This is a genomic window from Pseudomonas duriflava (genome assembly GCF_007830155.1).
Taxonomy (GTDB): Bacteria; Pseudomonadota; Gammaproteobacteria; order Pseudomonadales; family Pseudomonadaceae; genus Chryseomonas; species Chryseomonas duriflava.
On the sequence record NZ_VLKY01000003.1, the window covers coordinates 86,118 to 100,061 of the forward strand.

Genomic DNA, 13,944 nt, shown 5'->3' on the forward strand with positions numbered 1-13,944 from the left:
CTAACAGATGAGAACCTTTTTACAGCCTCACCGGAGGCTGGTTCACCGCGAGCTGTCACTAAGGTGCCGTGCCTGGAGTTATTGCACCGAAGAACAACATTTCCTCTTACGTTCGGTCATTCATTTGCCTTTTTCAGATCGTTGATCAAGTACTTCATCTCGGCAATTTCACGCTTTTGGGCCTCAATGATCTCATCGGCCAGCTTGCGTACCCGGGGGTCACTAATCTGAGCCCGCTGGCTGGTCATAATGGCAATGGAGTGGTGCGGAATCATTGCTTTCATATAATCAGTATCACTAATAGTGGTCTGACTACGCACGAGCCATAGAGCAAGTGCAAAAGTCACTGCACTGCCTGCAAAGATAAGCATATTGGCGCGCTTGTTTTTATACATGTTCAGCATAAAGCTGAGCATGATTATTGCCATGCATGCACCCATCACTAGTGCCATCCAGGCACGGGTTTCGCTCCAAAAAAGGTGCTCGATAGCATATGTATTGAGATACATGAGCCCGAACATAACTACCGTTGAGGTAGTAATCATTGCTGCGAAACGCCAGTAAGACATGTGCATGAAGTTCTAGTCTCCTCTTGATGGTGTTGCTTGCTACTGGAGCTGGCTGTCAAACGGCCATACTCACTAGCCATGTATGACAGCTAGTCAAGGCGCGCGTGCCGTAAGCGCAGGGCATTAAAGACCACTGAGGCGGAGCTTAGGCTCATCGCCAGCGCTGCGAGCATGGGCGAAAGCAATAGGCCAAATAATGGATACAGCACGCCTGCTGCAATAGGGATGCTCAAGCCGTTATAAAGAAAAGCAAACATCAGGTTTTGACGCATGTTCTTTACCGTCGCCACTGACAGCGATCGAGCACGCAGAATGCCTCTAAGGTCCCCTTTAACTAACGTTACTTGAGCACTGTTCATGGCTACATCGGTACCGGTACCCATAGCAATACCGATGTCAGCGCGCGCTAACGCGGGGGCGTCATTGATTCCATCGCCAGCCATTGCCACACGACGCCCCTCGCTTTGCAGACGCGCAGCAAGCCGTTCCTTATCCTGTGGCTTAACCTCACCGTAGACCTCATCAATTCCTAGCTTTGCCGCCACGGCATGTGCTGTGGTCTGCCCGTCGCCAGTAGCCATGATGACGCGAACCCCATCGGCTTGAAGACTTTTTACAGCCTCAAGCGAGGTAGGTTTGATCGGGTCGGATACTGCCAGCAGACCGGCAAGCGCTCCGTCCACCGTCAGGTACATCACGCTGGCTCCTTGCTGACGTAACTTCTCGGCTATATCCTTGAGTTCCTCGACAGAAACACCTGCCTGCTCCATCAGAGCTGTATTGCCAAGCTGAAGGCTCTGACCGGCCACTTCGCCGCGCACACCAATGCCTGAGCTAGACTCGAAGCTACTGGGCCGTACCAGCTCCATACCCCGAGCACGAGCGTGCTCGACAATGGCATGGGCCAATGGGTGCTCGCTACCTTGGTCAAGGCTAGCGGCCAGGTTTAATACCTCGTCAGCATGAAACGGGGCTATACCCACAGCCTGATCAAATACGGGCCGGCCTTCAGTCAGAGTGCCGGTCTTGTCTACAATCAGTGTGTCAATCTGCTTCATTTTCTCGATAGCAGCCGCATCACGAAACAGCACACCACTACCCGCAGCCTTGCCCGTGGCTACCATGATCGACATTGGCGTGGCCAAGCCCAAGGCACAGGGGCAAGCAATGATTAAAACTGCCACTGCGTTGATCAAGCCAAACAGCCAGCCCTGTTCCGAGCCGAGAAGTCCCCAGGCAAAAAAGGTAAGTATTGCAACCGACACTACCATCAGCACAAACCAGCCCGCGACGGAATCAGCCATACGCTGCATCGGAGCTTTGGAGCGCTGGGCATTGGCAACCATCTGCACGATTTGCGACAGCATGGTGCCTGAGCCTACCCGGGTGGCCTCCATGACTAGTGATCCGTGAGCATTAAGTGTTGCGCCAATCACACTGTCACCAGGACGTTTGGTAACCGGCACCGGTTCACCGGTAAGCATGGACTCATCCAGTGCACTTTCACCTTCAAGCACTACGCCATCTACGGGGACCTTTTCTCCAGGACGTACCCGCAAGTGATCGCCCTCGTGTACGCTGGTCAAAGGAATATCTTCTTCACTACCGTCTGCATTGATTCGGCGCGCTGTCTTTGGTGACAGGCCTAAAAGCGCCCTGATAGCCGAAGAAGTTTGCGAGCGTGCACGCAGCTCTAGTATCTGACCCAGTAGCGTGAGAGAAATGATTACTGCCGCGGCCTCGTAATAAACACCGATTCGTCCGCCGACGCTAAATGAGGTAGGAAAAAGTCCAGGCAATACGGTAGCCACGACACTGTAAAGATAGGCTGCAGTAGTGCCCAAGCCTATCAGCGTCCACATGTTTGGACTGCGCTTGCGGATTGAGATCATACCTCGGGTAAAGAAAGGCCAGCCACCCCAGAGAACCACAGGCGTAGCGATCGCAAGCTCAATCCAGTTCTGACTCTGTCCATGAAAAAGTGCCAAACCATGCCCAAACATTGCTAGCGCTACGACCACAGCTGTGAGCGGTAGGGTCCACCAAAAACGCCGGCTAAAATCCTTCAGTTCTGGATTATTTTCCTCTTCCAATTCAGGAATCGTTGGCTCCAAGGCCATACCGCAGATGGGACAACTTCCTGGTCCTAACTGGCGGATTTCTGGATGCATAGGACAGGTATATTCAGTAATCCCTGATGTTCCTGCCGGAACGTTGGCGCTGTGCAGGGCAGGCGGAGTACGACCTATACTATGTTCACTCACATACTTATCAGGCGCATTCTGAAACTTATCCAAGCATTTCTGGCTGCAAAACCAATACGTCTGCCCTTGGTAATGTTCGCTGATGCGGCTATCAGTTTTGACTGTCATCCCACACACCGGATCTTTCGTCTGGCCGGCACGGTGGTTCTCCGCGCAGTCGTGCTTGTGCATGCTGGGTGAAGCTTGCATAAGTTAGCTCCTTGTCATTAAGGGTCGACTTCGCTTGACATAAAACTAATCTATAGTTGAAGCGTATTTAAATTCGAAATAGCTAATGTTTTCCTCTAGCGGGTAGGCGTAATCACCAAGTCCGAAACTTTTCTTTATTACTACTTTTAGTGATCTAGAAAGAAACATACTCAGGCTTAGATAGTTGAATAATGCTAATTAGACGTCGACTTTAATTAGGCCATTTAAGGTCAAGGTAATACGAAAACTTCATGGTCATAACCTTAGCTACAATCTTTAGGCCGCCATGCGCTTACATTCTTCAGCACAAGCCATGCAGACCTTCGCGCATTCTAGGCAATGATCTATCTGATGCCAGACTGCTATCACGGGTCATTAGAACGGCTGCTAAGGCGCACATGTTCGCGCAGTCCTTATTCATCTCAATGCAACGGGTCATCATCTTGACGTCTTCTTCACGAAGGCAGACGTACACATCTCACAGGCGAGGGCACAATTGGAACAAGCCCGGATACAGGACTGATACGTAGCACTAGTCATTACGCATTCTCCACTCAAAAAATCGTACGTGGTCCCAGGAGATCCTTAGGTACGACTAAGCACTTTCGATGGAGGTTTCGCGAAATTACCTTACATTTTTGTAAGGTTCATGGGTTGTATCCCACCTCCTCGAACGGTTTCGAAAGGGTTGAAAGCTTCATATCTTGCTGCGCAACTTTACGGAGCATTCTTGGGCTATAGAACTGCTCGAGGTAAATCCAACAGCTGTCTGCGGCTCAGAACGCGTTGATAGTCAGCACTGGTGAACGGACTGCCGCGACCCAAGTACAGGATCACTGACCAGTTACCCTGACATTGCCAAATCGCCATCTCTGCTGCCCGGATCACCATTTTGTGACCGATGCTCGACCAAAACCGCCTTTCTTCCAGCGTGGCAAGCCTTGAACACGCGATGCCGTCCCAGTCACTGCTTGGAGGAAATCAGATCGCTGATCCGCTCTCATGAGCGGTCATTCAATTCGTAGCGCGCCGTCATCTATCATTTGTGCTGGGAAAACGGATGACAGAGCAGCAAACCGATTTTTCAGACAGAGCGTAAGCTCTCTACTTACCCTCTCTTCAAGGCTTACATCATGACAGTACCGCCCGACGAACTCCTGCAAATCACTGCTCGCACCCTGGCCCATTACAGCCAGACGGCCGAAGGGTTTCGCGAGGGAACGCGTGATCACGACGTCAGCCAGAACATCGAGGCCCTGCTGCGCTATATCGAAGGCAACGCTCCGCTGCGCATTCTCGACTTTGGCTGCGGGCCAGGTCGTGATCTGCGCGCCTTCTCCCAGCGGGGGCATCAGCCGGTGGGGGTGGACGGCTCGGCAGAGTTTGTGGCGATGGCCCGGGCGGATTCAGGGTGTGAGGTCTGGCATCAGAACTTTCTTGCGCTAGATCTGCCCGCTGAGCATTTTGATGGAGTCTTCGCCAATGCCTCGCTCTTTCATATCCCTACTGCGGAATTACCCCGCATACTGCGCGAGCTGCATGATGCATTAAAGCCACGCGGCGTACTGTTCAGCTCCAACCCGCGCGGCGACAACCGTGAGGGTTGGAGTGGCCCGCGCTTTGGGGCCTACCACGATTGGCCCGCCTGGCAGCGTTATCTGACCGAGGCCGGTTTTACCGAACTGGAGCATTATTATCGGCCGGCAGGGTTGCCTCGCGAGCAGCAACCCTGGCTGGCCAGTGTCTGGCGCAAGGTCTGAACGTAACGAATTGAGTCAGCGCCTGATCCTTTACCGCCGTTCTGCTGTCTATCCCTTATGTAGTTAATGGCCAGTCCTTTTCAGGGACGGCCATGGGTTTAGCTTCAAGGCGGACGGAATGAATCAAACAGTATTACTACGCGCCCTTGTCATCATTGTTTGTATAGCTCTCATCCTGTCGGGAATCGCGCCCTACGATCGGGCAACCTGGTTCATGGAAATCTTTCCCGTATTGATCGTGCTGCCCCTGCTGATTGCCACGCATCAGCGTTTCAGCCTCACGCCGCTACTCTATGTGCTGATTACGATTCATGCGCTGGGCCTGATTGCCGGAGGCACCTACAGCTATGCACGTGTGCCGCTGGGCGGATGGATTCAAGAGTTCCTCGACATGGAGCGCAATCCCTACGACAAGCTTGGCCATTTCATGCAAGGGTTCGTGCCTTGTCTGCTGGCTAGGGAAATCCTGATTCGCGAGCGGCACGTCTTTGGGCGCAAGATGCTGGCGTTTCTGTCGGGCTGCGTGGCGGTAGCGGTAAGCGCCGTCTATGAAATGATCGAGTGGTGGGCCGCGCTGGCGCTGGGGCAGGGCGCCGAAGAGTTCCTGGGTACCCAGGGTTACGAGTGGGATACCCAATCCGACATGTTTTATGCCTTGATTGGCGCCACAGCGGCCCTGACCTGCCTGTCCCGGTTGCAGGACAGGCAAATCAAGGCCTTGGAGTCGCACCGTCCGCGATCCCAAGCCAGAGCACAGTCCCCGCTCGGCCAACGTACCGGCAGTAGGGAGCAGGCACCATAGGGGTGATGTTCAGGTGCGCTCAGGCTCTGGCGCGTCCGGCAGCCGAATGGTCAGTGCATGGGCCAGAAACTGAATGAAGACTTTTATCCGCTGCGGCACATGACGGCGATGCGGGTACACGGCGTAAATATCGGCCCGTGGTGCCTCGTAGTCCTGAAGCAGAGGAATCAGCCGTCCGTTGGCAAGATGCTCCCGTACGTCCCACCATGAGCGCAAGATCAGACCATGCCCCTCCAGTGCTAAATGCACGGCTACCTCGCCATCGTTACTTGACAGCGTGCCGCTCACTTTCTGGGCTTGTTCCTGCCCGTTCTGACGGAAGCGCCAAATGGCATAGTCGCTGCCATCCTGGCGCAGCACGATGCAATTATGCGTGCTGAGGTCACTGATCGTCTTAGGCGTTCCGGCCCGTTCAAGGTAGGCCGGGGCAGCACAAAGAATGCGCGGGTTGCCTAGCAGCCGCTGGCCTACCAGCCGCGAGTCCGGCGGCTCACCCATACGAATACAAATATCGACGCCTGGGTCCAGCAGGCTAAGCGGTTGGCTGGTCAGCTCCAGCGATAACTCGATCTGCGGATGCAGCTGGGCAAAGCGGGACAGCACCGGCGCCAGATGCCGCCGCCCGAAACCAAACGTGGCATTGATCCGCAGTTGGCCGCGCAAGGACTGGCGCTGATTGCTGACAGCGCTCTCCAGTTCTTCGATCTGCTGAAGAATCGGTCGGGCTCCTTCCAGATAGAGCTCGCCCTCAGGCGTTAAATCCAGCCGGCGCGTGGTGCGCTGAATCAACTGCACGCCCAATCGCTGCTCCAGCTGCGTTAATCGCTTGCTTACCGCAGGTAACGACAGCCCCAGTTCTCGCGCCACGGCCGTCAGGCTGCCCCGTGTTGCCACACGCTGAAAAAAGCTCAAGTCATCAGTGACCGACATCATTCTTTCCTTTGGTTCAAGAATGGTTTTCGAAAAGGCCTAATTGTGCGCGTTAAACAGTGGAATACACTGGCCTGACTGACCAATCAACAACAAGAGGAACCGCGCATGGCTACGTCCCGCTACAGAATCGCCGTTATTCCCGGCGACGGCATCGGCAAGGAAGTGATGCCTGAGGGCGTTCGCGTACTTGATGCCGCGGCCAAGGCTTTTAATCTCGAACTTCAGTGGGACTGGTTCAACTTTGCCTGTGCCGACTATTACCTCCAGCACGGCAAGATGATGCCGGACGACTGGTTCGAGCAGCTCAAGGGCTACGACGCCATTTATTTCGGTGCGGTGGGCTGGCCGGAGGTTGTGCCGGATCACATTTCCCTGTGGGATTCACTGCTGAAATTCCGGCGTGATTTCGACCAATATGTGAACTTGCGTCCCTGTCGCCTGATGCCTGGCGTGAAAAGTCCGCTGGCTGACCGCAAGCCAGGCGATATCGACTTCTATGTGGTGCGCGAGAATACCGAGGGTGAGTATTCCAGTATCGGCGGCAAAATGTTTGTTGGGACTGAGCGCGAAATCGTCATGCAGGAAACCGTCATGAGCCGTGTCGGTGTGGATCGCATCCTCAAGTTCGCCTTTGAACTCTCCCAGCGCCGGCCGAAAAAACACCTGACGTCGGCTACCAAATCCAACGGCATTTCCATCACCATGCCGTACTGGGACGAGCGCGTTGAAGCCATGGCCGCGCATTATCCGGAGATCAAGGTCGACAAATACCACATCGATATTCTGACAGCGAACTTCGTTCTGCATCCGGACTGGTTCGATGTGGTTGTGGCAAGCAACCTGTTCGGCGACATCCTGTCCGATCTTGGTCCGGCGTGTACCGGCACTATCGGAATTGCGCCTTCGGCCAACATCAACCCGGACCGCCGCTTCCCCAGCCTGTTCGAGCCGGTGCACGGTTCTGCGCCGGATATTGCTGGCAAGGGTATCGCCAACCCCATCGGGCAAATTTGGTGTGGCGGGATGATGCTGGAGCACCTGGGGCATCACGAAGCCGGTGCTGCAATTCTCTCGGCTATCGAGGCTGTTCTGGCGAAAGGGCCAGACAACGCACCGCTGACTGGTGATATCGGTGGAAAGGGCACAACGGAAGAACTGGGTAAGGCCATCGCGGCGATGTTCTGATACAGGGAGGGCTTATAGCGCGCACCGGGAACATGCAGTGCGCCTTAAGCCTTTAACGTATCGTTATACCCGCTTCGGCAGCACGAAACTGAGTAGAAACAACGCGGCCGCCGAGACTACGATCGAGGGGCCAGCCGGAGTGTCTTCATACCAGGACAGCGATAGCCCCAGGCACACCGCGACGATGCCCAGCAGGCTGGCACCCAATGCCATCTGCTCTGGGCTGCGGGCATGCCGTTGGGCGGCAGCAGCGGGAATGATTAGCAGCGAAGTAATCAGCAGCACGCCAACGATCTTCATTGCCACCGCAATCACCACCGCAATCAGCAGCATCAGGGCCATGCGGATCGCCGTAACCGGCAATCCTTCCACCCGTGCCAACTCTTCATGCACCGTAATCGCCAGGAGCGGACGCCATAGCGCGGCCAAAGCCGCCAAGACCACAACGCTGCCGATTGCGATCCACCAGAGATCCGTCTGACTTACTGCCAACAGGTCGCCGAAGAGGTAGCTCATCAAGTCGATCCGCACGTCCTTCATAAAGGACAGCGCAACAAGCCCGAGCGATAGGGTGCTGTGTGCCATGATGCCCAGCAGGGTATCGGCGGCAAGCCCCTGGCGCTTCTGCAGCAGCACCAGCAGTATGGCGAGGAGCAAACACCCGACAGTAACAGCCAGGGTCGGATTGATGTCCAACAGGAAACCCATCGCCACGCCTAGAAGGGCGGCATGAGAGAGGGTATCCCCAAAATAGGCCATGCGCCGCCAGACCACGAACGAACCCAGCGGCCCGGCAACAATGGCCAGTGCCAGCCCGGCGAGCAGGGCATATAACAAAAAATCAGCCATGCTTGCAGTGCTCACCATGGACATGAGGTTGAGGCATGACCACATGGCCGTGCAGGCTATGGGCGTGGTCATGGTGGTGGTGATAAATCGCCAGACTCCGAGCGTCCTGCCCAAACAGTTCGACAAACGCCGGATGGCCGCTGACCTGTTCCGGATGGCCGGAGCAACAGACGTGATGGTTCAGGCAAACCACCTGATCGGTTGTGCTCATCACCAGGTGCAGGTCATGGGATACCATCAGCACTCCGCACCCATAGCGGTTACGCAACTGCGTAATAAGCCGGTACAACTCGGCCTGGCCGCTGACATCCACGCCTTGCACGGGCTCGTCTAGCACCAGCAATTCAGGTTTGCGTAGCAAGGCCCGTGCAAGCAGAACACGCTGCAGTTCACCGCCGGAAATGGTTTGTAATGGGCTATCAAGCAAATGATCGCCCCCTACTTCCGCCAGAGCCTTGGCTGCACTGCTGCGGTCGACCCCTGGCACCAGGCGCAGAAAGCGCAGTACCGTCAGGGGCAGGGTGGCATCCACATGGAGCTTTTGCGGCATATAACCGATGCGCAGGTGCGGCTGTCGCCATACGGTGCCGCTGTCCGGCGTGAGCAGGCCGAGTACAGCCCGTACCAGGGTCGTCTTGCCGGCGCCGTTAGGCCCAATAAGCGTAACGATCTCACCGGGCGCGATAGCCAGGCTCACCTGATCCAGAATGTTCTGTCCGGAAAAGCGTACGCCTACGTTGGACAATCGAACTAGTGCGTCGCTCATGCAGCATCCCGGCACGTGGAACACAGGCCGACCACTTCAACCGTCTGGCCTTCGACCGTAAAGCCGATATCGCGGGCACTGGTCTGGATGGCGCTTTCAATGGTCGACTGCTCGATCTCGACGGCAACATGGCACTGTCGGCAGATCAGAAACTGGCCTTGGTGCGCATGCCCAGGATGATTGCAGCCAACAAAGGCATTCAACGAGGCGATACGGTGGACCAGACCGTTCTCCAATAGGAAGTCCAGGGCGCGGTATACCGTGGGCGGTGCGGCACGGCGGCCGTCCTGCTCGCTGAGTACGCCTAGGATGTCGTAGGCGCCCAGAGGCTTATGGCTCTGCCAGACCAGTTCCAGCACACGACGGCGTAGATCGGTCAACCGAACGCCGGAGCGTGCACATAACGTCTCAGCCTCGCCCAGGGCATGGGCTACGCAGCGGGAATGATCATGCGGGCGAGAAGCCAAAGGGATGCTCGTCATCTGAAGATAACCGTTAGGGAGAAAGGACGTTATTATATTACAAATCCTCTGCTTTGAGACCCTTCCGTGATCCGATCCCTGATCGCCGGCGCTTGGCTCGGCCTGACCTTTTTCACTGCCTCGGCTCAGGCCGAGGTTAATGTTCTTACCAGCATCAAACCGTTGCAATTAATTGCCGCGGCCGTACAAGACGGTGCCGGTCAGCCTGATGTTCTGCTGCCTCCAGGTGCCTCGCCGCACCATTACGCGTTGCGCCCGTCCGATATCCGCCGTGTGCGTGACGCGCAGCTGTTCTACTGGATCGGCCCGGACATGGAAACCTTTCTCAAGGGCGTACTGCCCGGCCGCCAGCAGCCCAGCGTAACCATTCAGGACTTGCCCGGTCTGCACCTACGCCGCTTCATGAGTTTCGAGGAGAAGGGGCATGACGATCATGCAGGGCACGAGGACCATGAGGATCATGACCATCATGACGAGGCCTTGGAACATGACCATGACCACCGCCCGGGTACGCTGGATGCGCATCTCTGGTTACTGCCAGCCAACGCCCGGGTTATTGCGGCAAAGATGGCGGCCGACCTGGCCACCCAAGACCCAGCCAATGCTGCCCGTTACCAGGCCAATCTTCAGCAGTTCGAGCAACGCCTGGACCGGCTAGATGCAGCATTAAAGCAGCAGCTTACGCCGCTGGTCGGCAAGCCCTATTTTGTCTTTCATGAGGCCTTCGATTATTTCGAGGAGGCCTATGGCCTGTCGCACCGTGGCGTCTTTGCCATCAGCGGCGACGTTCAACCCGGCGCTCGTCACGTAGCGGCCATGCGGACCCTACTTGAGAAGACCGGGCCGACCTGCGTCTTTACCGAGCCGCCTCTGCAGCCACGACTGGCAAACACCCTAAGCGAGGGGTTGCCGGTGACCTTGGCTGAATTGGACCCGCTAGGAGCGGCCGTGCCTGTTAACGCTGAAGGATACGAGGCACTGATGACATCTGTAGCTCAGGTGTTGTCTGGTTGTCTGAGCAAGATTTAGGTTAATCCTGCACAGTGGACCTTGTGTCTTAGCGCTAGGCCCACCTCAGCTGGTATCTAAACTGGTATTTAAGTGGTATTAATATCGCTCGTTCCTTTTCTATAGGCCTCTGGAATGAGCGATGCGTTAAGCCACATCACGTTGGATCAGAACGGATCCACGCCTCTTTATCTGCAGCTGGCCCAGCAATTGGAGTCTGCGATTCATGCGGGGCTCTGGCGTGCCGAAGATGCCTTGCCGTCTGAACGGATGCTGTGTGAGCGGCTGTCGATTTCGCGTGTCACTGCACGCAAAGCCCTGGATGTTTTGCTGGCGCAAAAACTGATCAACCGCACGCACGGTTCGGGCACTTTCATTACGCCCCGTCTGGCCATGCCCCTGTCCCGGCTGTCCAGTTTCAGCGATATGCTGCGCGGCAAGGGCTTTACCCCCAGCTCTCAATGGCTGTCCCGAGGGCTGGCGGAGCCGACCCCTGAAGAAAGCCTGCGCCTGGGACTTTCTCCGCGGGATCAGGTCGCCCGGCTCAAGCGCTTACGCCGGGCTGACGGGGTGGTCATGGCCATCGAACACAGTACGTTGCCAGCTCGTTTCGTGCCTGACCCTACTGCGGTAGGCGACTCACTGTATGCCTGGCTGGATGCTGCCGGGTTGTCTGTAGTTCGAGCGTTACAGCATGTGCAGGCGGTCAACGCCACGCCGGACATGGCCGCCCTGGCTGGCCTTGAACCGGGTACGGCCATGCTGCGGCTGACGCGTATTGGTTACCAAGTAGACAACACTCCAATCGAGCTTACCGATACCTACTGCCGTAACGACTACTACGATTTTATCGCCGAATTGCGGCGCTAGGCGTCAGCGGAGGGTTGAGGCCCGGCAGTACGGCCCAGCCCTGATACCCAGCGCCTGTTACCCACAAGACTCGCCGCCTCGATACGGTGTTGTGAGTCCGGTAGACCCTGAAAGGACATATCTATGACCTCACTCATGCATGAAGAAGCCGCTTCGGCCCGTGCCGCTGTTGTCACGCAGCTCCAGGCGTCCGAGTCGATGATTGAAGCCCTGGCAGAGCAGTTGCGCCGCGAGCCGCCTGCAGGAGCGCTGACCGTAGCGCGCGGCAGCTCAGACCATGCCGCCAGCTACTTTGCCTACCTAGCCATGCAACGCTTGGGCATACCAGTCGCCTCGCTACCCATGTCCCTGATAACACTTCGAAAGGCGCCGCTGCAGGTGAACGGTTATCTGGCGCTGGCACTCTCTCAGTCGGGTCGCAGTCCCGACCTGATCGACACAATGCGCGCCCTGGGCGAGCGTGGCGCGTTGACGGCTGCGCTGGTGAATGCACCGGACTCACCGCTGGCTTCGGTTTGCACGCAAACCGTTCCGCTGAGTGCCGGTGAAGAGCGCAGCGTAGCCGCTACCAAGAGTTTTATCGCCACGCTTAGTGCCAGCGCTCGGTTGATTGCCCACTGGCAAGCCGATGCCGCCTTGCTGGAAGCCGGGCAGCGTCTGCCGGACGATTTACAGCACGCCTGGGAGCTAGACTGGGCACCCGCTCTCGATGCCTTAAAGGACGCTCAACGCTGTATGGTGGTGGGGCGCGGCCTGGGCATGAGCATTGCTCTCGAAGCAGCGCTGAAGTTCAAGGAAACCTCCGTGCTGCAAGGCGAGGCCTTCAGCGGCGCCGAAATCAAGCATGGGCCGATGGCCCTGATCGAAGACGGCTATCCGCTGCTTATCTTCGCGCCGCGAGGCCCCGAGCAGGCAGGACTGTTGGCCTTGGCCGACGAGATGCGGCAACGCGGCGCGCATGTTCTGCTCGCCGCTCCTACCAGCGTACCCGGACACACCCTGCCGCTGGCTGAAGCGGGCCATCCAGACCTTGATCCGATCCTGGCTATCCAGAGCTTTTATCGGATGGCCGCTGCCCTGGCCGAAGCTCGCGGACTTAATCCAGATCAGCCACCGCACTTGCAGAAAGTGACCTGTACTCACTGAATCCAAGCAGGTACGAAGAGATGCGCCCTGCGCTGTTAGTTGGCATAGGGCGCATTAATCTAAGTAAATAAAGCTTTTCGAGGCCTTACAAGGACATTGGCAACGCTATGCTCATCGTCTGGCGTTGAGCCAGACGATGTTCAAACTCGGCCGGATCATGAATCAGCACATCCTGGCCGGCAAAGGCCTTGGCAGCGATCAGGCGGGACAGCCAGAAGCGTACACAGGCGGCACGCAGCATCATTGGCCAGAGTTCTACTTCCAGTGGGCTGAAACGGCGTTTGGCGGCGTAGGCAGCCAGGAGCGACTGGGCACGGTGCTTATCGAGCGAGCCGTCTCTATTAGAGCACCAGTCGTTTACAGTGATCGCCAGGTCGTACAGCATCCAGCCAGAGCAGGCGTTATAAAAGTCGATTACGCCGGACAGATGCGCTCCGTCAAACATGACGTTATCGCGAAACAGATCGGCATGCAGGTTGGCCCGTGGCAATGTGGGGTTGCGCTTGAGCAGAGCATCAATTTCCGCCAGCGCGGCGTGCAGGTGGACTCGGGCCGTCTCGGACAGCTCCTGCGCCAAGTGCTGCCCTTGTTCCAGCATCCACTCGAAGCCACGATCGCTGGGGCGCTCGATAATCCGGTTGGTTGTCGACAGGTGGATATTTGCCAGCAGCGTACCGACCTCCTGGCAGTGATGCGCATTCGGGTTACGCTCGTGCTTGCCCGGCAGGCGCGGTTGTAGCAGCGCCGGTTTGCTCGCCAGCGTTCGCAGAGCATCGCCCGTTTCGCTACGCAGGGCATAGGGTACCGGCAGGTCCGCCTCGTGCAGAACGTCGAGCAGCTCAATGAAGAACGGTAGGTCAGCCACCGGCCCGCGCTCTACCAGCGTCAGGACAAACTCGCCGCCTTCCAGGCTGATAAAGTAATTAGTGTTTTCCGACCCTTCGGCTATGCCACGAAAATCACGCAGACGACCCAGGCCATAAGGCGCCAGGAAAGCTTCAAGGGTTGGGCGATCAAGCGGAGTGAAGACGGACATGGGGCGAAGCTTTCCTCGAAGCGTCATGAACGTGAAGGCGGCCAGTAAGGCCCGCAAGGCGGCGGGCAGTTTACCGTCTGCTGCC

The 13,944-nt window shown here is 56.9% G+C and carries 13 protein-coding genes and 1 pseudogene; 6 read left to right on the top strand and 8 right to left on the bottom strand.

Features of this window, described 5'->3' with window-relative positions; translation table 11 throughout:
• Positions 1-116: 116 nt before the first annotated feature.
• From IQ22_RS04880 to IQ22_RS23510, 3 genes and pseudogenes are all read right to left on the bottom strand, one after another.
• Positions 117-575, bottom strand: a complete 459-nt coding sequence (locus tag IQ22_RS04880; RefSeq protein WP_145138968.1) for a DUF305 domain-containing protein — start codon at positions 573-575, stop codon at positions 117-119.
• Between the two features lie 83 nt (positions 576-658).
• The gene (locus IQ22_RS04885; protein WP_145138971.1) at positions 659-3,022 is read right to left on the bottom strand and encodes a heavy metal translocating P-type ATPase; all 2,364 of its coding nucleotides are present in this window, start codon (positions 3,020-3,022) and stop codon (positions 659-661) included.
• A 276-nt stretch (positions 3,023-3,298) separates the two neighbouring features.
• Positions 3,299-3,562: pseudogene (locus IQ22_RS23510) on the bottom strand (four-helix bundle copper-binding protein).
• 593 nt (positions 3,563-4,155) lie between these two features.
• On the opposite strand from IQ22_RS23510, the gene IQ22_RS04895 reads away from it, so the two are divergent.
• A complete protein-coding gene (locus IQ22_RS04895; protein ID WP_145138974.1) occupies positions 4,156-4,782 on the top strand; it encodes a class I SAM-dependent methyltransferase in 627 nt (208 codons plus the stop codon).
• A 118-nt stretch (positions 4,783-4,900) separates the two neighbouring features.
• Positions 4,901-5,584 carry a DUF2238 domain-containing protein gene (locus IQ22_RS04900; RefSeq protein ID WP_145138977.1) on the top strand — a complete coding sequence of 228 codons (684 nt, stop codon included), beginning with the start codon at positions 4,901-4,903 and terminating at the stop codon, positions 5,582-5,584.
• A gap of 9 nt (positions 5,585-5,593) precedes the next feature.
• On the opposite strand, the gene IQ22_RS04905 is transcribed toward IQ22_RS04900, so the two are convergent.
• Positions 5,594-6,514: a LysR family transcriptional regulator gene (locus tag IQ22_RS04905; protein ID WP_145138979.1), complete on the bottom strand. Its 921-nt coding sequence runs from the start codon at positions 6,512-6,514 to the stop codon at positions 5,594-5,596.
• A gap of 108 nt (positions 6,515-6,622) precedes the next feature.
• On the opposite strand from IQ22_RS04905, the gene IQ22_RS04910 reads away from it, so the two are divergent.
• On the top strand, positions 6,623-7,702 hold the full coding sequence (locus tag IQ22_RS04910) for a tartrate dehydrogenase (RefSeq protein ID WP_145138982.1): 1,080 nt from the start codon (positions 6,623-6,625) through the stop codon (positions 7,700-7,702).
• A gap of 63 nt (positions 7,703-7,765) precedes the next feature.
• On the opposite strand, the gene znuB is transcribed toward IQ22_RS04910, so the two are convergent.
• The 3 genes from znuB to IQ22_RS04925 are packed head-to-tail and all read right to left on the bottom strand — an operon-like array spanning position 7,766 to position 9,799.
• Positions 7,766-8,551 (bottom strand): zinc ABC transporter permease subunit ZnuB, encoded by a 786-nt coding sequence (gene znuB / locus IQ22_RS04915; protein WP_145138985.1) that lies wholly within the window; start codon positions 8,549-8,551, stop codon positions 7,766-7,768.
• A complete protein-coding gene (gene znuC / locus IQ22_RS04920; protein WP_145138989.1) occupies positions 8,544-9,317 on the bottom strand; it encodes a zinc ABC transporter ATP-binding protein ZnuC in 774 nt (257 codons plus the stop codon). The genes znuB and znuC overlap by 8 nt, the downstream gene beginning before the upstream one ends.
• Complete coding sequence (locus IQ22_RS04925) at positions 9,314-9,799, bottom strand: Fur family transcriptional regulator (protein ID WP_145138992.1); 486 nt, start codon at positions 9,797-9,799, stop codon at positions 9,314-9,316. The genes znuC and IQ22_RS04925 overlap by 4 nt, the downstream gene beginning before the upstream one ends.
• Before the next feature lie 66 nt (positions 9,800-9,865).
• Here IQ22_RS04925 and znuA point away from each other — a divergent pair, with 66 nt between their 5' ends.
• From znuA to IQ22_RS04940, 3 genes are all read left to right on the top strand, one after another.
• A complete protein-coding gene (gene znuA, locus IQ22_RS04930) occupies positions 9,866-10,828 on the top strand; it encodes a zinc ABC transporter substrate-binding protein ZnuA (RefSeq protein WP_145138995.1) in 963 nt (320 codons plus the stop codon).
• Positions 10,829-10,942: 114 nt separating this feature from the next.
• Positions 10,943-11,677 carry a GntR family transcriptional regulator gene (locus IQ22_RS04935; protein WP_145138998.1) on the top strand — a complete coding sequence of 245 codons (735 nt, stop codon included), beginning with the start codon at positions 10,943-10,945 and terminating at the stop codon, positions 11,675-11,677.
• Between the two features lie 123 nt (positions 11,678-11,800).
• A complete protein-coding gene (locus IQ22_RS04940) occupies positions 11,801-12,823 on the top strand; it encodes an SIS domain-containing protein (protein ID WP_145139001.1) in 1,023 nt (340 codons plus the stop codon).
• 85 nt (positions 12,824-12,908) lie between these two features.
• Here the strand turns inward: IQ22_RS04940 and IQ22_RS04945 are convergent, their stop codons facing one another.
• Positions 12,909-13,859: a homoserine kinase gene (locus IQ22_RS04945; protein WP_145139005.1), complete on the bottom strand. Its 951-nt coding sequence runs from the start codon at positions 13,857-13,859 to the stop codon at positions 12,909-12,911.
• Between the last annotated feature and the right edge of the window lie 85 nt (positions 13,860-13,944).